At 58.9% G+C, this 19,378-nt stretch carries 16 protein-coding genes and 1 riboswitch; of the genes, 12 read left to right on the top strand and 4 right to left on the bottom strand.

The window, feature by feature from the left end; genetic code table 11:
- Window positions 1–68: 68 nt before the first annotated feature.
- The 4 genes from DW349_RS17115 to DW349_RS17430 all read right to left on the bottom strand — a co-directional run bounded on the left by DW349_RS17115 (window position 69) and on the right by DW349_RS17430 (window position 2,731).
- Window positions 69–1,295: an epoxide hydrolase family protein gene (locus DW349_RS17115; protein ID WP_108126569.1), complete on the bottom strand. Its 1,227-nt coding sequence runs from the start codon at window positions 1,293–1,295 to the stop codon at window positions 69–71.
- Window positions 1,292–1,729 carry a MarR family winged helix-turn-helix transcriptional regulator gene (locus tag DW349_RS17110; protein WP_108126568.1) on the bottom strand — a complete coding sequence of 146 codons (438 nt, stop codon included), beginning with the start codon at window positions 1,727–1,729 and terminating at the stop codon, window positions 1,292–1,294. Before DW349_RS17110 ends, DW349_RS17115 begins: the two co-directional genes overlap by 4 nt.
- A gap of 84 nt (window positions 1,730–1,813) precedes the next feature.
- A complete protein-coding gene (locus DW349_RS17105; RefSeq protein ID WP_108126567.1) occupies window positions 1,814–2,443 on the bottom strand; it encodes a LysE family translocator in 630 nt (209 codons plus the stop codon).
- Window positions 2,444–2,557: 114 nt separating this feature from the next.
- Window positions 2,558–2,731, bottom strand: coding sequence for a hypothetical protein (locus tag DW349_RS17430; RefSeq protein WP_157954415.1), 174 nt, complete (start codon window positions 2,729–2,731; stop codon window positions 2,558–2,560).
- A gap of 122 nt (window positions 2,732–2,853) precedes the next feature.
- Between DW349_RS17430 and gmk the strand changes: the two genes are divergently transcribed.
- The 12 genes from gmk (at window position 2,854) to speE (ending at window position 19,377) form a co-directional block, all read left to right on the top strand.
- On the top strand, window positions 2,854–3,507 hold the full coding sequence (gene gmk / locus DW349_RS17100) for a guanylate kinase (protein ID WP_108126566.1): 654 nt from the start codon (window positions 2,854–2,856) through the stop codon (window positions 3,505–3,507).
- 202 nt (window positions 3,508–3,709) lie between these two features.
- Window positions 3,710–3,816, top strand: a riboswitch (guanidine-I (ykkC/yxkD leader).
- A gap of 74 nt (window positions 3,817–3,890) precedes the next feature.
- Window positions 3,891–4,940 (top strand): putative urea ABC transporter substrate-binding protein, encoded by a 1,050-nt coding sequence (locus DW349_RS17095; protein ID WP_108126565.1) that lies wholly within the window; start codon window positions 3,891–3,893, stop codon window positions 4,938–4,940.
- A gap of 31 nt (window positions 4,941–4,971) precedes the next feature.
- On the top strand, window positions 4,972–5,793 hold the full coding sequence (locus tag DW349_RS17090; RefSeq protein WP_108126564.1) for an ABC transporter permease: 822 nt from the start codon (window positions 4,972–4,974) through the stop codon (window positions 5,791–5,793).
- Window positions 5,790–6,560 carry an ABC transporter ATP-binding protein gene (locus DW349_RS17085; protein ID WP_108126563.1) on the top strand — a complete coding sequence of 257 codons (771 nt, stop codon included), beginning with the start codon at window positions 5,790–5,792 and terminating at the stop codon, window positions 6,558–6,560. Before DW349_RS17090 ends, DW349_RS17085 begins: the two co-directional genes overlap by 4 nt.
- Window positions 6,557–7,300, top strand: a complete 744-nt coding sequence (locus tag DW349_RS17080) for an urea amidolyase associated protein UAAP1 (protein ID WP_108126562.1) — start codon at window positions 6,557–6,559, stop codon at window positions 7,298–7,300. Before DW349_RS17085 ends, DW349_RS17080 begins: the two co-directional genes overlap by 4 nt.
- A 41-nt stretch (window positions 7,301–7,341) precedes the next feature.
- Complete coding sequence (locus tag DW349_RS17075; protein WP_232819368.1) at window positions 7,342–7,959, top strand: urea amidolyase associated protein UAAP2; 618 nt, start codon at window positions 7,342–7,344, stop codon at window positions 7,957–7,959.
- A gap of 106 nt (window positions 7,960–8,065) precedes the next feature.
- Window positions 8,066–11,668, top strand: a complete 3,603-nt coding sequence (gene uca, locus DW349_RS17070) for an urea carboxylase (protein WP_108126560.1) — start codon at window positions 8,066–8,068, stop codon at window positions 11,666–11,668.
- Window positions 11,665–13,464, top strand: coding sequence for an allophanate hydrolase (gene atzF, locus DW349_RS17065; protein ID WP_108126559.1), 1,800 nt, complete (start codon window positions 11,665–11,667; stop codon window positions 13,462–13,464). Before uca ends, atzF begins: the two co-directional genes overlap by 4 nt.
- Before the next feature lie 97 nt (window positions 13,465–13,561).
- Entirely contained in the window at window positions 13,562–13,801 is a 240-nt protein-coding gene (rpoZ, locus tag DW349_RS17060) for a DNA-directed RNA polymerase subunit omega (RefSeq protein WP_108126558.1), read from the top strand.
- 103 nt (window positions 13,802–13,904) lie between these two features.
- Window positions 13,905–16,016: a bifunctional GTP diphosphokinase/guanosine-3',5'-bis pyrophosphate 3'-pyrophosphohydrolase gene (gene spoT, locus DW349_RS17055; RefSeq protein WP_108126557.1), complete on the top strand. Its 2,112-nt coding sequence runs from the start codon at window positions 13,905–13,907 to the stop codon at window positions 16,014–16,016.
- Between the two features lie 223 nt (window positions 16,017–16,239).
- Window positions 16,240–18,432, top strand: a complete 2,193-nt coding sequence (locus DW349_RS17050) for an NHL repeat-containing protein (protein WP_108126556.1) — start codon at window positions 16,240–16,242, stop codon at window positions 18,430–18,432.
- 78 nt (window positions 18,433–18,510) lie between these two features.
- The gene (speE, locus tag DW349_RS17045; protein WP_108126555.1) at window positions 18,511–19,377 is read left to right on the top strand and encodes a polyamine aminopropyltransferase; all 867 of its coding nucleotides are present in this window, start codon (window positions 18,511–18,513) and stop codon (window positions 19,375–19,377) included.
- Window position 19,378: the final 1 nt, after the last annotated feature.

Here is a 19,378-nt window from a genome sequence, read left to right as displayed (position 1 = left end):
CTAATCAGACATTACCGCGATTGAATGGTGTCCGTTACCAGTGATGGTGAATGTCTTATGCCAGAACGCTAGATACGGAACATGGCGCGCAGGTCATGTACAACGGCTTCAGGGTTTTCGAAATAGCCGAAATGGCCACCGCGTTCATGCGCGTTCAAATAGGTCGTGTTGAAGAAGGCCGCGCGTGGCCCTTTGGCAAACAGTTGGGCTCTGTCCTGGGTAGCAACGCCAACCGGGTTTTCTCCACCCACGAAGGTGATACCCACCGGAGCTTCAACCACCGGGGTGCGATTGTGGGAAGGTGACCACGGCTGTCGTGCTGCGTCGGCATAGGCTCGCATCGAAGATCCAGCAGTACCGGTCACCCAATAGATAGTGGCGTTGGCAAGCATGTGCTCGCGTGTGAAGACTCGCTCCGGATCGCCGGTTTTCTGCCCGTTTTCATCTCGGGTATCGCCCCAGGCGCGCCAACGTTCCAGCAGCCAGGCCAGCAAACCTACCGGTGAATCGTTGAGTGCATACGCCAGCGTTTGGGGGTCGAGCACGTGCACGGCGAAGTGAGCGGCGAATTTGGTGATGCTCTCGGGTAATTTTGTCTGGGTATCCCAGGCGCGGGCAGCCACGTTCCAAGGCATGGTCGAATTGAATTGATCCAGCAGCATCGGATGCATGATATGCACACCGAGCAGGTGGTCGGCATATTTATGGCCCAGTTGCGATGAGATCAGCGCTCCCCAGTCGCCTCCGCTGGTGGCATAGCGATTAAAGCCGAGCACTTCGGTCATCAGTCGATGCCAGAGATCGGCGATCTGCCAAAAGCTGAGGCCCGCGCGTGGTACCGGGCCGGAAAAACCATAGCCGGGCAGTGACGGCACGATGACTTCAAAAGCGTCGGCAGCATCACCTCCGTGAGCCGCAGGATCGGTCAACGGGGCGATGACTCTTTCCATATCGAGGAAGGACCAAGGCCAGCCGTGAGTCAGAATCAGCGGTCTGGGCGCCGGCCCTTTGCCGGCCACGCGCAAAAAATGGATGGGAATGCCGTCAATCTCGACGCGCCAGTTGTCCCAGGCATTGATCCGCGCCTCCACGGCGCGCCAATCGAAATGTTCAGCCCAGTCGTGGGAAAGGTCGCGCAGATAGTTGGCCTCGACTCCGTAGGACCAATCCTGGTTGCCTGGATCATCCGGCCAGCGGGTGGAGTGAATCCGCGCTTTCAGGTCGTCGAGAGTTTGTTCGCTAACCTGGACACTAAAGGGTTCGGGTTTCATTGCCATGCTTTCTGGTTGGCTCATTCACTCAGTACCTGGGTAACCCGCTGCGCAACAGCGAGCAGCGCCGCGCGTTCCTGCGGCTGGATATGGCGCAAGGCGCGATCACGAATGGCCGCCGCATGCACCGGCCTGGTGGCACGGAGCGCTGTTCGCCCTGCGGCTGTCAGCGTCGCTTCGACAGTACCCGGCCCGGAACTGCGCGTGATCAGCCCTCGATCCTCCATGCGCCTGAGCTGGTGCGACAGGCGACTCTTGTCCCAGCCCAGAGCGGTGAGCAAATCGCGCTGTTGCAATTGGCCGTCACCAAGTTCGTCGAGTTTCGACAGCACGGCGAAATCCGCCCCGGAAAGGCTGGTTTTGGCCGTTATATCTCGGCCAACAGCCTGGCAGGCTTCATCGCCCAAAACCTTGATGGCTTGCCAGAGGGCAAGCTCTTCGGGGGACAATAATGGCATCGGAAAAACCAGGAAGTTGATGTATCAACCTAGTTTAGTTGTGGAGGTTGATATGTCAACAAGGTGCGAGCCAAGCCCGGTTCACTACTGCGCACTGAACGCCAGCTTGACGCCGAAATACCCGAACAAGCCACCGGCCAGCCGGGTTAACCACAGCGTCAGTATGGGGTTTTGTTTTACCCGCCGGCTGGCGTGGGCGCTGGTCCAGGCCAGCAAGTGCGCCCAGATCATGCCGTTCAGATTGAAAATCAGCCCAAGCACGATAAACGCCAGTGCTTTGTTGTCGGACGCCGGGTCGATGAACTGCGGCACGAAGGCGAGGAAAAACAACGCCACTTTTGGGTTCAAGGCGTTGGTCAGAAAACCCTGGCGATAGATTTTGCTCAACCGCGTTGGCGCGACGGTTTGCACGGTCTGCGTTTGCCGGACGCGGCTGAAAATCATCGGCACGGCAATGCTGATCAAATAGAGCGCGCCGACGATTTTCACGACGGTAAAGGCCGTTGCCGAAGTCGCCAGCACCGCCGACAAACCCAAGGCTGCCGCGAAGATGTGCACAAAGGTGCCGCTGCCAATGCCGAGCGACGCCGCCGAACCGGCTTTAAACCCCTGGCTGGCACTGCGGCTGACGATGTACAGCGAATCCGGCCCCGGCAGAATGTTCAACACGATGCCGGAAATTACAAACAACCACAGATCATTGATGCCGAGCATAACGGTCTCCGTTTGGTACCAGGGGTGGCGGTGGTCAGCGCAGGATTCATCGCTGTGTGCACAGAGTGTCCATCGTCGGTTGCCTTACGCAGAGTGGCAAGTCGTCTGAGCGATTTATTCCGCGTCCAGTGGACGCAGCGCCGCCTGCAAATCGACGCTGCGCGTCTCCCAGAAATCCAGATTCAAATGCTGCTCCAGATCGTGCAGATGGTGGCGCATGCACTGCACCGCCTTGTTCGGATCGCGGCTGTCGATGGCGTCGATGCGTTGGCGAGTCTGGGGCTGCAAACCAGCAAGTCGCTCGGCTACGCTTTTCCGGAAGCTAAGTAGTCTGGAAAACCGGTCCTGTTTCTGGCGGGTAAAGCTTCTATAATGCCCGCCATTCTTTGCCCAGCCGACCAGGACCGCCGATGACGCTCAGCATCCCGCCAGATCTCGTTCCCAAGCCTGCCAGTGGCACGCTCTACATCGTTTCGGCGCCGTCGGGCGCGGGCAAAAGCAGTTTGGTGAACGCGCTGATCAAGCGTCTGCCGTTTGTCTATCTGTCGATTTCGCACACCACGCGCGGCACCCGGCCGGGCGAGACCGATGGCGAGCATTATCACTTTGTCTCGACCGATGAATTTCTTGCCATGGTCAAGCGCGGCGAGTTTCTGGAACACGCTCAGGTGTTCGACAACTACTACGGCACCAGCCAAGTTTGGGTGCAGCAGCAGTTGGACGACGGCCACGATGTGATTCTGGAAATCGACTGGCAGGGCGCGCAGCAGATTCGCAAACAGATGCCGAACACTCAGGGCATTTTCATCATGCCGCCGTCGCGCGATGCGTTGCAGGAACGACTGGAAAAACGCGCGCAAGACAGCGCCGAAGTGATTGCCCGACGCATGCGCGACGCCACCAACGAAATGTCGCATTACCACGAGTACGACTACGTGGTCGTCAACGACGACTTCTATAAAGCACTCGATGAACTCTGCGCCATCTTCATTGCCAATCGTCAGACGTTGAGCAAACAGCAGGAATCGCACGGTGAGTTGTTCAAGCATTTGCTGAACGACTGAACCGACGTCTCTTTCCCTTCGATATGCCCTCTGAGAGTGCGCCGCTGCGCGATGGCGGTGCGTTCTGGTTCCATCGCTCCATTCCTTTGTGCACGAACGTGCCGCTAACTGCTTGATTTGGTTGGCTTCCGTCGCCTTTGGCACAGAGCTTGTAAAGCGACTTGCGTCCGTACTCTTGGCAATACCGGACATCACAATTCGGAAAATAGAGCGCTAGGGTTCCGGTCGTTGCCGTTGCAACGGCGTCTGGTCCGAGAGCACTCGACCTTTCAGTGAAGGGTTACACGGCGGGACAAAAGCCCGGGAGACTTGTTTGGCGCATTGCCAAGAGTACTCCTGAGCCAACAACCGAGACCGACTGTAAAACCACTGAGAGGCACGCCATGAAACTGACTCGTCTGATCCCCCTGTTGCTTTGCACGTCCCTGGCTGCGACCGCAGCGAACGCGAAAGATTCCTTCTCCATCTGCTGGTCGATTTACGTCGGCTGGATGCCCTGGGCCTACGGTGCCGATGCGGGCATTGTCGATAAATGGGCCGACAAATACGGCATCGACATCGACGTTGTGCAGATCAACGATTACGTCGAATCGATCAACCAATTCACCGCCGGTGAATTCGACGGCTGCACCATGACCAACATGGATGCGCTGACCATTCCGGCCGCCAGCGGCGTCGACAGCACCGGCCTGATTCTGGGCGATTACTCCAACGGCAACGACGGCATCGTATTGAAGAACGGTTCAACGCTGGCCGACATCGAAGGCCAGTCGGTCAATCTGGTTGAGCTGAGCGTGTCGCATTACTTGCTGGCGCGTGGCTTGGATAGCGTGGGCTTGAGCGAAGCCGACGTTGAAGTGGTCAACACCTCGGACGCCGACATGGTTGCAGCCTATACCACTGACGACGTAACCGCCGTGGTCACCTGGAACCCGTTGCTGAGCGAAATCAATGCGATGGACAACAGCACCGAAGTGTTCAATTCCGCGCAAATTCCGGGCGAAATCATCGACATGCTGGTGGTGAACACCGAAACGCTGGCGGAAAACCCGAACTTCGGCAAAGCCTTAGTAGGCGCCTGGTACGAAATCATGAGCACCATGCAGGGCGATTCCGCCGCCGCCATCGAAGCGCGTACCGCCATGGCTGTGGCTTCCGGTACCGACCTTGCCGGTTACGACGCTCAGCTTGCCAGCACCGAAATGTTCTACAGCCCTGAGCAAGCTTTAGAACTGGCGAACAGCGACACCCTGGTCAGCACCATGAGCAACGTCGCGGAATTCTCGTTCGATCACGGCCTGCTCGGCATGGGCGCACCGGACGCCGGCTTTATCGGCATCGAAATGCCGGCTGGCACCTTTGGCGATGCGGGCAATGTCCAGTTCCGTTTCGATCCGAGCTTTATGCAGATGGCAGCCGACGGCGCGCTTTGAGCCAGAACGCCAGACTGACTGAGGAACGAGAATGAAACGGCTGATCAACCGAACGCCGGGTTTGCGTGGCCGCTGGCTGCTCGGTTTGCTGCCCTTCGCGTTGCTGCTGGTGCTGTATCTGCTGGCATCGGATGCGCGGCTGGCGGCGAACCCGAACGACAAGCTGCTGCCCAGCGTCGAACAGATGGGCAACGCCCTGCATGCGCTGGCGCTGGAGCCAAGCAAACGCAATGGCGATTACCTGTTCTGGGTCGATACGCTGAGCAGCCTGAAGCGGTTGTTGATCGGCGTTGCCATCGCCGCCCTGATCGGTCTGGTGGTCGGTTTGCTGACCGGCGCATTGCCGTTGTTAACGGCCGGTATCTCGCCGCTGCTGACGGTGATTTCGCTGGTGCCGCCGCTGGCCTTGCTGCCGATTCTGTTCATCGTTGTCGGCCTCGGCGAATTGTCGAAAGTGGCGTTGATTGCTTTGGGCATCACCCCCTTTATCGCCCGCGACATTCTGCAACGCACCCAGGAAATTCCGGCGCAGCAGTTGATCAAGGCGCAGACGCTCGGCGCCAACACCAGCCAGATTCTGTGCCGCGTCTTGCTGCCGCAAATTCTGCCGCGCCTGATCGAGGCGGTGCGGTTGTCGCTCGGCAGCGGTTGGCTGTTTTTGATCGCTGCCGAAGCCATCGCCGCCACCGACGGCCTGGGTTATCGGATCTTTCTGGTGCGGCGCTATTTGTCGATGGACATCATCCTGCCGTACGTCGCCTGGATTACCTTGCTGGCCTTTGTGCTCGACCAACTGCTGGCGCGCGCCAACCGTTGGTTGTTCCCGTGGCACAAAGCGGGGGCTGAATCATGATCGAAGCGCGTAACGTCTGGAAAAATTATGGCGATACCCAGGTGCTGGAGCGGGTCAGCATGACCGTCAGCGAAGGTGAATTCATCACGCTGGTCGGCGCGTCCGGCTGCGGCAAAAGCACCTTTTTGAAATTGCTGCTCGGCGTCGAAGCGCCCAGTCGTGGCGAACTGTTGCTCGACGGCCAACCGATTCCAGACGAACCGGGGCCGGACCGCGGCATCGTCTTCCAGCAGTATTCCGTCTTCCCACATCTGACCGTGCTCGACAACGTCGTGGCGGCCCGCGCATTTGAACAAAGCGGCTGGAGCGGTCACTTATTCGGCGCGAAAAAACGCACGGCCGTTGCAGACGCCAAAGCGCTGCTTGAGGAAGTTGGTCTCGGCCACGCGCTGAATCGCTACCCGCATCAACTGTCGGGCGGTATGCGCCAGCGTTTGGCGATTGCCCAGGCGTTGCTGAACAAGCCGCGCATCTTATTGCTCGACGAACCCTTCGGCGCGCTCGACCCCGGCATCCGCGCCGACATGCACGAACTGGTGTTGCGGCTGTGGCGTGAATACCAGTTGACCGTCTTTATGGTCACGCACGACATCAAAGAAGGCTTTCACCTCGGCACCCGGCTGTGGGTGTTCGACAAGGTGCGCCACGATCCGCAAGCGCCCAACGCCTACGGCGCGCGCATCACTTACGACTTACCTGTTGGGCAGCGCGATGCGGTCACGCTCGATGTGCTCGACGACGAACTGATTCAAAGGATTCACGCATGAGTGATCTGATCCGATCCATCGATTACCAGACCGAGATCGCCCCGGGCGGCCATTGGTCGCTGCGGCTGCGGCGCGGCACCGTGATGCGGCTGACTGACATCACTGGCGACGCCAATCTTGGCCTGCTGATGTTCAACCCCGACAACCTGCTCGAGCGTTACAACGCGCCCGACACCCTGAAATGCCAACACACTTTCAAGCTGACGCGCGGCAACTGCCTGTATTCCGACATGGGCCGGGTGTTCGCCTCCATCATCGAAGACGACCTGGGCTGGCACGAAAGCGTCTGCGGCAACAGCCACGCTGAACTTGTCAACGAACGCTGGGGCGCCCGCGATTTCCAGAACGACCGCAACGCCTGGCACCAGAACGGCCACGACGCCTTTCTGGTGGAAATGGCGAAATACGGTATGGACCTGGCCGATTTGCCCGCCAACGTGAATTTCTTCAACAAGGTTGTCGTTGATGACCACGGCCGGATGAGCCGCGTCGCCGGTCACAGCCAGGCAGGCAACAGCGTCACGCTGCGGTTTGAGATGGATACCCTGGTGTTGCTGCACGCCTGCCCGCACCCGCTCGACACCGCCAGCAGCTACCCGGCGCGGCCGGTCAAAGTCGAACTCGGCACCGCCGAGCCGGTGCGCGACGACGACTACTGCCGCAATTTCTGCGACGAAAACCAACGCGGTTTCCGCAACAACGCCCTCTATTACCTCGGCCAATTTTCGGAGGCGGTATGACCATACAAGCTCCGCAACATCTGGCCGAAAGCCCGCGCCAGATGGACACAGCGATCTTTAACGAAGCCATTATGGCCGGCGATTATTTCATCCATCCGGTCATGGCCGGCCAGACGGTGCGCATTGTCGACATCGAAGGCAACGAAGCCGCCGATACGCTGTTCTTCAGCCTTGATGATCCGAGCGAACGCTACAGCGCCATGGACACTGTGCGCGAGCAAGGCAACGTTTACCTCAGCACCGGCAGCCAGCTGCGTTCCAACCTGAACCGGCCGATGCTCGACATCGTCGCCGACACCTGCGGCCGCCACGATACCCTCGGCGGTGCCTGCGCCGGCGAGAGCAACACCGTGCGGTACGACCTGGAAAAACGCTGCATGCACTCGTGCCGCGACAGTTGGATGCTCGCCATTGCAGAACACCCGGAGTTTGGTCTGCACAAGCGCGATATTGGACACAACATCAACTTCTTTATGAACGTGCCAATCACGCCCGACGGTGGCCTGAGTTTTCAGGATGGCCTGTCCGGCCCTGGCAAGTACGTCGAACTGACGGCGCTGATGGATGTGGTTCTGCTGATTTCCAACTGCCCGCAGTTGAACAACCCGTGCAGCGGTTTTAACCCGACGCCGCTGGGTGTGTTGATCTGGGACGCCTGACCGGCGCGCGGTGTCAATCCATTCCGGCAGCGGACGACCGCTGCCGTCGCTCGATTCTGCATACGGGACGGCCCGTTTTGAGGCGGCTCTCTTGGTACAAACAGCCATGTTCGACACAGTCCTGATCGCCAATCGCGGTGCCATCGCTGTGCGCATCATTCGCACGCTGAAACGGCTCGGCATTCGCTCAGTCGCGGTTTATGCCGCCAGCGATGCGCGCAGCCTGCACGTGCGCCTGGCGGACGAAGCCTGGCCGCTCGGTGACGGCGGTGCCAGCGATACTTATTTGAACGTCGATAAGATTTTGCAGATTGCCCGCGACAGCGGCGCCAAAGCGATTCATCCCGGTTACGGCTTTCTCAGCGAAAACGCCAATTTCGTGCGCCGCGTCGAAGCCGCTGCCATCGCCTTTATTGGCCCAACGCCCGATCAAATGGAAACTTTCGGCTTGAAACACAGCGCCCGCGAACTGGCCGAACGCGCTGGTGTGCCGCTGGTGCCGGGCACGGCTTTATTGACCGATTTGCCAATGGCGCAGCGCGAAGCCGACCGCATCGGTTTTCCGATCATGCTGAAAGCCACTTCCGGCGGCGGTGGCATTGGCATGCAGCGCTGCAACAGCGCGGCTGAATTGGACGACGCTTTTGAACGAGTAAAACGCCTTGGCCGGCAGAACTTCGCTGACGACGGCGTTTTCCTGGAGAAATTCATCGACCGGGCGCGGCACATCGAAGTGCAGGTGTTTGGCGATGGCGCGGGCACAACGCTGGCAATTGGCGAACGCGACTGCTCCAGCCAGCGGCGTAACCAGAAAGTGGTCGAAGAATGCCCGGCACCGAATCTGAAACCCGAATTGGCGACGGCGTTGCACCAGACCGCCGAACGTTTGTTGGCGGCGGTGAATTATCGCAACGCCGGTACTGTCGAATTCATTGTCGATGCCGATTCCGACGACTTCTATTTCCTCGAAGTGAACACTCGCCTTCAGGTTGAACACGGCGTTACCGAGGAAGTCTTTGGCGTCGATCTGGTCGAATGGATGCTGCGCCAGGCGGCCGGCGATTCGCCATTAGCCAGCGCGCCGAAACTGACGCCACAAGGCCATGCGATTCAAGTGCGCCTCTACGCCGAAGACCCGTACCGCGATTTCCAGCCAGCCGCCGGTTTGCTGACCGAAGTCGCCTTTGCCGACGGCGACGGTGTGCGCGTCGACCACTGGATCGATGCTGGCCTGGAAGTGCCGCCGTTTTTCGACCCGATGCTGGCGAAATTGATTGTCCACGGCGCTGACCGCGAAGCCGCGCTGGGCAAGCTCGATTGGGCGCTGGCCGAGACACGGCTGTACGGCATCGAAACCAATCTGGGTTATCTGCGTGCGTTAGTCGCCGATCCGGCGTTGCAAAGTGGCCGCATGACGACGCGCTATCTGAACGACTTTCGCGCACTGCCGGCGCGCATCGATGTACTCAGCGGCGGCACTCAGACGACGATTCAGGACGCCAGCGGCCGGCTCGGTTACTGGGACGTCGGCGTACCGCCGAGTGGCGCATTCGACAGCCATTCGTTCCGGCTGGGCAATCGCCTGCTCGATAACGCTGCGGACGCCGCCGGACTGGAAATCACCGTGACCGGACCGACACTGCGGTTCAGCGTGGCGACCCAAATTGTGCTCGCCGGTGCCGACATTGCCGCCGAACTGGACGGCAACGTGATCGAAATGTGGCAAGTGGTTGACGTGGCCGCCGGTCAGACACTGACGCTGGGCAAAGTCAGCGATACCGGCGCGCGCAGCTATGTCTGTTTGCGCGGCGGCATCGGTTGCCCGGCCTATCTGGGTTCGCGCGCGACCTTCACGCTTGGGCAGTTTGGCGGCCATAACGGCCGGGCCTTGCTGGCGGGCGATGTGTTGCATCTGTCGGCCGCGACTGAGCCGGTTCCGCAACGCACATTACCGGCAGACTTAAAACCCGCTCTGGGCTGTGACTGGCAACTGCGCGTTGTCTACGGCCCGCACGGCGCGCCGGACTTTTTCACCCCGACCGACATCGACACCTTTTTCAACACCGACTGGGAAGTGCACTACAACTCCAGCCGCACCGGCGTTCGTCTGATCGGCCCGAAACCCGACTGGGCGCGGCCCGATGGCGGCGAAGCCGGGTTGCATCCGTCCAACATTCACGACAACGCCTACGCCTTCGGCAGCGTCGATTTCACTGGCGATATGCCGGTGATTCTCGGGCCGGACGGGCCATCGTTGGGCGGTTTCGTCTGCCCGGCGACGGTCATCAGCGCGGATTTGTGGATGCTCGGACAACTTCGCGCCGGCGACCGGATTCGCTTTGTGCCGGTATCGATTGAAACAGCGGTCGCGCTGGAAGCGGCACAACAGCGAGCCATCGCCGAACTCGCGCCGAAACCGGTCGAGTGGCAAACCGCATCGGTTGAAACGCCGGTGTTATGCACGCTGGATGGCGACGAGGCGGTGGTTTATCGCGCCGCGGGCGACCATTTCCTGCTGGTCGAATACGGCGAGCCGGTGCTGGATATCCGGCTGCGCTTTCGCGCCCACACGCTGATGCAATGGCTACAGCAGCATCCGTTGCCGGGCATGCGCGAACTGACGCCAGGCATTCGTTCGTTGCAGGTGCATTACGACAGCCAGCAACTGCCGCTGGCGCAGTTGCTCGATCATCTGCAAGCCGGTGAGCGCGAGCTGGCGCAGCGGCTGGATGAACTGAGCGTGCCGTCGCGCATCGTGCATTTGCCGCTGTCGTGGGACGACGAAGCCTGCCGGCTGGCGATCCAGAAATATCAGCAATCGGTGCGCCGCGATGCGCCCTGGTGCCCGAGCAATCTGGAGTTTATCCGCCGCATCAATGGCCTGGACGACATCGAGGCGGTGAAAGCCGTGCTGTTCGAAGCGTCCTATCTGGTGATGGGGCTGGGCGATGTCTATCTGGGTGCGCCGGTGGCGACGCCGATTGACCCGCGCCATCGCTTGGTGACCACCAAATACAACCCGGCGCGCACCTGGACGGCGGAGAACTCGGTCGGCATCGGCGGCTCTTATCTGTGCGTCTACGGCATGGAAGGGCCGGGCGGCTATCAGTTTGTCGGTCGCACGCTGCAAATGTGGAACCGCTACCGCCAGACCGCCGAATTTGAACGGCCCTGGCTGCTGCGCTTTTTCGACCAGATTCGTTTCTACCCGGTCAGCCAAGACGAGTTGCTGCAAATCCGCGCCGACTTCCCGCTGGGCCAATACCCGCTGCGCATCGAGGAAACCACCTTCAGCCTGGCCGACTATCAGGCCTTTATCGACGCCAACCAGAGTGACATCGACGCCTTCCGTACCCGTCGCCAGGCGGCCTTCGAAACCGAATTGGCCGACTGGCACGCCACCGGGCAGTTCAACTTCCAGCCGCCGGAACCGGAACCCGAGCCGGAACCGGAAAGCTGGCCCGAGGGCAGCCGCGTGCTGGAAAGCCCGGTCGCGGGCAGCGTCTGGCAGTACGAAGTTGAACTGGACGCGCCCGTGAAGGCCGGCGACACCCTGGTGATTCTTGAATCGATGAAGATGGAAATTCCGCTCACCGCACCCTGCGATGGCCGGGTGATTCGCTTGTTATCGAAAGCCGGCAGCCGCGTCGCTGCCGGCCAACCCATTGTGATCGTGCAACCTGAACCGCTTGAAGAGGGCACCCTATGACCCTGGATACCCGCATTGTTCGCCTAAGCGCGGCTTATCGATCCGGCACGCTGACGCCGGCGGCCGTGCTGGCACAGATTGATCAGCAAGCCGACCGTTATGCTGGGCACAACATCTGGATTCATCGGCTCAGCGCCGCCGAACGCCAGCCATATCTGGACGCGCTGGCAGCGAAAGACCCGGCTACCACGCCGCTGTGGGGCATTCCCTTTGCGATCAAAGACAACATCGATTTAGCGGGCATCCCCACCACAGCGGGCTGCGAGGCTTTCGCTTATACGCCGACAGAATCAGCGACGGTGGTGCAACGCTTGATCGACGCTGGCGCCATACCCGTCGGCAAAACCAATCTTGATCAATTCGCCACCGGCCTGAACGGCACGCGCTCGCCCCTTGGTGCCTGCGCCAATGCGTTCGATCCGAGCTACATCAGCGGCGGCTCCAGTTCCGGGTCGGCGGTGGCTGTGGCGCTGGGCATGGCGACGTTCAGCCTGGGCACCGATACCGCCGGTTCCGGCCGGGTGCCGGCGGCGCTGAACAATCTGGTCGGTTTGAAACCGAGCATCGGTTTGTTGCCGACCACGGGTGTGGTGCCGGCTTGTCGCAGCCTGGATTGCGTCAGTGTGTTTGCGCTCGACTGCGACGACGCCAATACCGTGCTGGCCTGCGCCGAAGGGCTGGACGAAGCCGATCCGTACAGCCGTGCCAATATTTACGACAATCACAGCCGTCATTACGGCCAGCGCCAGGGTCGGCTGCGAATCGGTCGGTTGCGTGAGCAGGATTTGAAATTCTTTGGCGACGCCGACTTTGCAGCGGCCTATCAAACATCGCTGGCGGCGCTCGATAACGCCGACATCGACTGGGTCGAGATCGACTACGCGCCGTTCGATGAAGCCGCGCGGCTGCTCTACGAAGGCCCCTGGGTCAGCGAACGCTATCTGGCGATTCAAACGATGATGGAAACCCAGCCGGAACAGGTATTTCCGGTGGTGCACGACATCATCGCCGGTGGCCGCGACCCCAAAGCGACCGACTTGTTCCGCGCCCAATATCGGTTAAACGCGCTGAAACGCACTTGCTGGGCGCAGTTGGCGGGGATTGATGCGCTGCTGACGCCGACCGCCGGGCGCCATTTCACCATCGCGGAAATGCTCGCCGAGCCGGTGCAGCACAACAGCGAGCTGGGTTATTACACCAACTTTATGAACCTGATCGATTGGGCGGCGGTGGCGTTGCCGACGGCGTTTACCGACTCCGGCCGGCCCTTTGGTATCACGCTGAGCGCGCCGGCGTTTCGTGACCGGGCGCTGCTGTCGATTGCCAAGCGATTGCAGCGTCAGTTGGAACTGACTCAAGGCGCACTGGGTTTGAAACCGTTGAGCATCGACGCGCCAGCCGCCAAGGCGCGCGACCGAATCGAAATCGCCGTCTGCGGCGCGCACCTGGATGGCTTGCCGCTGAACTTCCAACTGACCGAACGTGGCGCGACGCTGAGCGAGCGCACCCAAACCGCCGCCTGTTATCGGTTTTACGCGCTGGCTGGCGGCCCGCCGTATCGCCCTGGGCTGGTGCGCGATGAGGCGAACGGCGTGGCAATCGAAGTCGAACTCTGGTCGGTACCGGCCGATCAATTGGGCGGTTTTGTCGCCGATATCCCGGCGCCGTTGGGCATCGGCAAACTGGAACTGGCCGACGGCCGCTGGGTCAGTGGCTTTATCTGCGAAGGCGCCGGCCTGGCGGGGGCGACCGACATCAGCCAGTTTGGCGGCTGGCGTGCCTATTTAACGGGCTAAGTCGGCGCGCTGAAAGGGCCGGGCGGGCTTGTGGTTTTGATTAAAGTCCGTACAATTCGCCGGCTCGCAACCCGGCCTGTTTACTGAGGAGACCCTGATGGCTCGTGTCACTGTTGAAGATTGCCTGGAAAACGTGGCCAACCGCTTTGAATTGATCATGGTGGCCAGCAAACGCGCTCGTCAGATTGCCAACGACAACGTTGAGCCGCTGGTGCCGGAAGAAAACGACAAACCGACGGTCATCGCACTGCGCGAAATCGCCGAGAAAAAGATTTCTCCGGAAGCGATTCTGGCCGAAGGCAAAGAAGACGACTTCGACGTCGATTTCGATCAGTAATAACTCTGATAGTTAAAAAACCGGGCTTGTCCCGGTTTTTTTATTGCTGCACTACCCGCATTCATTACACTTAAACGCAGTCACCGTCAGGAAGTGCGCCGCCTTGCTCACCGTCGATGCCTTAGCCAAACGGCTAGAGAGCTATCTGGAACCGGATAACATTCGTCGTATCCGGCGGGCGTATTATTACGCCGAGCAAGCCCACGAAGGCCAGATGCGACGCAGTGGCGAGCGTTACATCACCCACCCGCTGGCGGTCGCCAATATCCTCTGTGAAATGCACATGGACCATCAAAGCCTGATGGCCGCCATGCTGCACGACGTCATCGAAGACACCGCCGTCTCCAAAGAAGCACTGGCTGAACAGTTTGGCGCCGGCGTGGCGGAACTGGTCGATGGCGTGTCCAAGCTGACGCACCTGGAATTCGAAACCAAGAAAGAAGAACAGGCGGAAAACTTCCAGAAAATGGTGCTGGCGATGTCGAAAGACATCCGCGTCATTCTGGTCAAACTCGCCGACCGCTTGCACAACATGCGCACCCTCGGTGCCATGCCGCCAGAGAAAAAACGCCGCAAAGCCCGCGAAACGCTGGATATTTACGCGCCCATCGCGCTGCGTTTGGGCATCAACGATTTGCGCATCGAGTTGGAAAACCTGGCGTTCGAATCGCTGTATCCGCTGCGCGCTCAGCGCATTGCCAAGGCGATCAAACAAAGCCGTGGGCATCGCAAGGAACTGGTCGGGCAGATTCGTCAGGCGTTGAGTGAACGGCTGGGTGCCGAAGGCATCGACGTTCAGGTGATTGGTCGGGAAAAACATCTGTACTCCATCTACACCAAGATGAAGGACCAGAAAAAGACGTTGCAGGAAATCCTCGACGTTTACGGTTTCCGCATCATCACCCAGTCGGTCGATGCCTGTTACCGCACGCTCGGCGTGGTGCATAATTTTTATAAACCGGTGCCGAACCGCTTCAAAGATTACATCGCCATTCCCAAGGCGAACGGCTACCAAAGCCTGCACACGACCTTGATCGGCATGAATGGCGTGCCCATCGAAATCCAGATCCGCACTCAGGAAATGGAAGACATGGCGAACCACGGTATTGCCGCGCACTGGCTGTATAAGAACGAAGACAGTTCAGACAACAGCCCGACGCACGCCCGCGCCCGCCGCTGGGTAAAAGGCCTGCTGGAAATGCAGGAACGCGCCGGCAACCCGGTCGAATTTATCGAGAACGTGAAGATCGATCTGTTCCCGGACGAGATTTACGTCTTCACCCCGAAAGGCAAAATTCTCGAAGTGCCCAAGGGCGCGACCGCAGTCGATTTCGCCTACGCCGTGCACACCGACATCGGCAACGCCTGCGTCGGTTGTCTGGTGAACCGCCAGATCGCGCCGCTGAGCCAGCCGCTGAACAGCGGCGACACCATCAAAATCATCACCGCGCCGGGCGCGCGCCCGAACCCGGCCTGGCTGAATTTCGTCATCACCGCCAAGGCGCGCTCCAACATTCGCCATTTCCTGAAGAATCTGAAAAAGCAGGATTCAGTCGAGCTGGGTCGCAAGTTACTGAACAATTCCTTGCGCAATTTCGACACTGAATTGGATGCCGTGTCCGACGCCAGCATCAACAGTCTGCTCAGTGAATATCAGTTGGCGAAGCTGGACGATTTGCTCGAAGACATCGGTCTGGGCAATCGCGTTGCCTATGTGGTGGCGCGGCGCTTATTGAACGACTGTGCCGAAGCGTCCGAAGAAAGCAGCGACAAAGCGATGACCGTCAGCGGTACCGAAGGCATGTTGGTGACCTACGCCAAATGCTGCCGGCCGATTCCGGGCGATCCCATTGTCGGTCTGATCAGCAAAGGCAAGGGCATGGTGATTCATGTCGAGCATTGCCGGAACATCGTCGAGATGCGCAAAGACCCGGACCGCTGTGTGCACCTGCGCTGGGATAAATCGATGGAAGGCGAATTCGTCGTCGATCTGCGCGTGGAAATGCGCAACAGCCGCGGTGTGTTGGCCGGCGTTGCCAATGCGGTATCGCAAGCTGATGCCAACATCGAGAGCATCGAAATGCAGGAACGCGATGCCACCACCAGCCGTCTCAATCTCACCGTTTCGGTTACCAGTCGTCAGCATTTGGCGCGGGTGATTCGTCGTCTGCATGGCCTGCCAGCGGTTGGCAGTATCGAACGGGTTCAGGGCTGACCGAAGCCAGGTAGCTCCCGTCTTATTTTTTTAATCGTTTTTAAACGATTCCCGCCATTTTTCCATTATTCGTCGCAATTCCATCGTTTGTTCAAACATTCCCTCAAACGGCGTTTGTTTAGGCTGCGCGCTGTCGCGTTGCAAGCGCTGTTTCATAGCGCCAGGTGCGACAGCTTCTCCGGTAAATGCCGGGATTTGTCTGGCCTAAACAGGGATGTTGAATATGACGCCAATCAGACCGTTGTGCTGCCTCGGCCTGTTAATTCAGGGGCTGTTATTGTTGGCTGCGTGCGATTCAGGTGGTAAATCGCACTCAAAACATGCTCCGCCGACCATTGTTGAACAACCCGATCCCGGCCCGCCCAAGGTGACGATCCAGTTCCCCACACTGATAGCGCTGACCGAAAGCGACACCCTGCGCATGCGCGGTATCGTTACCGGAGAGCCGGCGACGGCGCTGGCGGTCAATGGCGTAGCGGCGGATACCCAAGACCAGTTCGCGCATTGGTCAGTCGAAGTGCCGTTGGTCTATGGCGAAAATATTCTGGCGGTCAGTGTGACCGATCAAAACGGCCACACCAACAGCGTCGCGGCCCAGGCAAAAGTGATCCATTCGCCGGTGCTGTTGCAGCAACCAGTCGCTGCTGTTCTGGACAGCGTCAACGACCGAATTCTGGTGCTGGATCAAGCCCGCAAGACATTGGTCGAGGTAGACCCACACACGGGCAGGCGCAGCTTAATCTCAGGCCCTCATACGCCCCATGGCGGCAATCCCTTTGATGAACCAAGTGCGTTTACGCTGGACCTGGCTAACAACCGGGCACTGGTGCTGGATAAAACCAGGAGGACTTTATTGACGGTGGATTTAACGACCGGCAAGCGAGAACTGCTGTCCGATAACACCACGTCTAATTCCAGTAATGCCTTTAGTGGACCCGCAGCAATCGTTCTGGATGACCGTACTGGCCTTGCTCAACCCAGGGCGTTGGTTCTCGACAGTTCCAGCAGGCGGTTATTGGCGGTCGATCTGAACACCGGCGAGCGCACGGTGGTCTCGGCCAACAATGCGGCCAACAATGGTGAAAACCCGTTTAATTCGCCGAGCGACATGGTGCTCGATGCAGCCAACGACCGGGTATTGGTGATCGATAAGAACCTTAAAAAGATTTTGGCTGTGGCATTGGATACGGGCAAACGTACTGTACTGGCGAGCTATACCGACGATGAGCTGGGGCCGAACCACACATCACCCAAAATCGCGCTCGACAGCAATACCAATCGGGTTTGGGCCATAGCCGGGGATATTAGAAAACTGTTGGCAGTGGATTTGCACAGCGGTGAGCACATTCGCCTGCTGGATCGAACCGGTGCCAGTGATTCTAATGTCTTCGCGCAAACCAACGGCCTGGCATTCGATGCGACCAACCAACGTATCCTGGTCGCCAGCCCTGCGCACGGCGCTCTGTATTCGGTTGATGTGACCAATGGTGAACGGTCCACAGTTTCGGCGGCTTTTGTACCAGATGAAGTGCTGACTTTAATGTCGCCGCTTACGGTGACGTTTGATCAGCCAAACAACAGAACATTGGTTTTTGAGAACAGTCTGAAAGCGTTGTTGTCCGTAGATTTGGTGACCGGCGAGCGAACCGTTCTGTCGGGCCTCGACTTACCAAATAGCGACCATGCCATTTCAAACATTGGCGGTATTGCGCTGAACAATAGCTATGACCAATTGATGATGGCGGATAGAAACATTGATGGGTTGCTTGATGTGGATTTGATAACCGGACGGCGGAGGTTGTTGTCTGCCAGTGGCAAAACTGGCAGTGAACGAGAACTGCCGATAGCCGTAGCATTTCGTGACAATGGTTTAAAGCAGGTGTTGGTTGCAAACAGTAGATTGCCACATTTGGTTGGTGTGGACCTGGAGACTGGCAGCCGAACCGCGATGTTCGATGAGGTTGAATCGGATTCAGGCCCAGTCTTATCGGGAATTAAGGATATCGCCATGGGTGACGGCGGTGACCAACTATACGCCTTGGTCGATGGCACCGATTACAGCGCGCTCTTATCGTTGGATTTATCGAAGCAGGAATGGCGGATTATTTTGGATGGCGCGCTTCCGGCCAGTGCGCCAATATTTAACAACCCCTCAGTAATGGCGCTTAATCGTTCCAAACCTGAAGTGCTGATTGGAGATATTGGTCTGGATGCCATTATGGCGGTTGATGTAGTTTCCGGTAATCGACGCGTGATTGCCGATCGGGTAACGCCGAATGCGGAAAACATCATTGGCCGACCCTTCGATATAGCGCTTGATCCGATCAACAATCGAGCACTGGTTATCGACAGCATGTACGGCGCGTTGGTTGCCATTGATCTGGAGACCGGCGAGCGGGTTATTGTGTCGCAATGATGCCGACCCGCCGGCCTGAAGTGTTATCCGGGTTCGTCCTGCGCTAAGCTCTGCGCATCCTGAATTGAGGGGTGCGTTATGCCCGAATTTCCTGCCTCAGCAAGCTGGTTCACTGAAGTCTGGTCGGCCGAAGGCTCGGCGTTTTCTTTAGAAGTGACTGAAAAACTGCACGAAGAACGCAGCGAGTTTCAGCACATTGAAATCTATCAGACCCGGCATTGGGGCAAGCTGATGGTGCTCGATGGCTGTTACATGGTTACCGACCGCGACAATTTTCTGTACCACGAAATGCTGACCCACCCGGCGTTGTTTACCCATCCGAATCCCAAAAAAGTATTGATCATTGGCGGCGGCGATTGCGGCACCTTGCGCGAAGTGTTGCGCCACCCGGGCGTTGAACGCGTCTGGCAGGTGGAAATTGACGAGCGCGTAACACGTCTGGCCGAGCAGTATTTCCCGGCGTTGTGTGAAGCCAATAATGATCCACGTGCGCAATTGTTGTTTGAAGACGGCATCGCCTGGATTCGCAACTGCGAACCGGGCGAGCTGGATTTGATCATCGTCGATTCGACCGATCCGGTCGGCCCTGCAGCGGGACTGTTTAACCGCGAGTTTTTCGGTCATTGCCTGCGTGCTTTAGGCCGCGATGGCTTGCTGGTCCAGCAAAGCGAAAGCCCACTGTTTCACACCCATTCGCTGATTCGCGAAATGCGTTCCGAATTGGCGGCGGCGGGTTTGACGAATCAATTGACGTTGCCGTTTCCGCAGCCGATTTACCCGTCCGGCTGGTGGAGTTGCACGCTCGCCAGCGCTGGTTTGGACGTGCGCGCCTTCCGCGAAACCGACGCAGAAAACAAAGCCTTTGCCACCTTCTATTACAACGCCGGTGTGCATCGCGGTGCGCTGAATCCGCCGGAATTTATGAAGGCGCTGGACGAAGGCTGAG

The sequence above is a fragment of the Saccharospirillum mangrovi genome (assembly GCF_003367315.1).
GTDB classification, from domain to species: domain Bacteria; phylum Pseudomonadota; class Gammaproteobacteria; order Pseudomonadales; family Natronospirillaceae; genus Saccharospirillum; species Saccharospirillum mangrovi.
The sequence above is the reverse complement of the archived record's forward strand: the minus strand, read 5'-3'. Positions and strand labels throughout refer to the sequence as shown.

What these genes read in the sequence shown, in the direction of transcription:
- DW349_RS17050 (WP_108126556.1), top strand. Translation starts at nt 16,240, where the DNA reads ATGACGCCAATCAGACCGTTGTGCTGCCTCGGCCTGTTAATTCAGGGG.
- DW349_RS17090 (WP_108126564.1), top strand. Translation starts at nt 4,972, where the DNA reads ATGAAACGGCTGATCAACCGAACGCCGGGTTTGCGTGGCCGCTGGCTG.
- speE (WP_108126555.1), top strand. Translation starts at nt 18,511, where the DNA reads ATGCCCGAATTTCCTGCCTCAGCAAGCTGGTTCACTGAAGTCTGGTCG.
- DW349_RS17115 (WP_108126569.1), bottom strand. Translation starts at nt 1,295, where the DNA reads ATGAGCCAACCAGAAAGCATGGCAATGAAACCCGAACCCTTTAGTGTC.
- DW349_RS17110 (WP_108126568.1), bottom strand. Translation starts at nt 1,729, where the DNA reads ATGCCATTATTGTCCCCCGAAGAGCTTGCCCTCTGGCAAGCCATCAAG.
- DW349_RS17075 (WP_232819368.1), top strand. Translation starts at nt 7,342, where the DNA reads ATGGACACAGCGATCTTTAACGAAGCCATTATGGCCGGCGATTATTTC.
- DW349_RS17105 (WP_108126567.1), bottom strand. Translation starts at nt 2,443, where the DNA reads ATGCTCGGCATCAATGATCTGTGGTTGTTTGTAATTTCCGGCATCGTG.
- uca (WP_108126560.1), top strand. Translation starts at nt 8,066, where the DNA reads ATGTTCGACACAGTCCTGATCGCCAATCGCGGTGCCATCGCTGTGCGC.
- DW349_RS17095 (WP_108126565.1), top strand. Translation starts at nt 3,891, where the DNA reads ATGAAACTGACTCGTCTGATCCCCCTGTTGCTTTGCACGTCCCTGGCT.
- atzF (WP_108126559.1), top strand. Translation starts at nt 11,665, where the DNA reads ATGACCCTGGATACCCGCATTGTTCGCCTAAGCGCGGCTTATCGATCC.
- rpoZ (WP_108126558.1), top strand. Translation starts at nt 13,562, where the DNA reads ATGGCTCGTGTCACTGTTGAAGATTGCCTGGAAAACGTGGCCAACCGC.
- DW349_RS17085 (WP_108126563.1), top strand. Translation starts at nt 5,790, where the DNA reads ATGATCGAAGCGCGTAACGTCTGGAAAAATTATGGCGATACCCAGGTG.
- gmk (WP_108126566.1), top strand. Translation starts at nt 2,854, where the DNA reads ATGACGCTCAGCATCCCGCCAGATCTCGTTCCCAAGCCTGCCAGTGGC.
- DW349_RS17080 (WP_108126562.1), top strand. Translation starts at nt 6,557, where the DNA reads ATGAGTGATCTGATCCGATCCATCGATTACCAGACCGAGATCGCCCCG.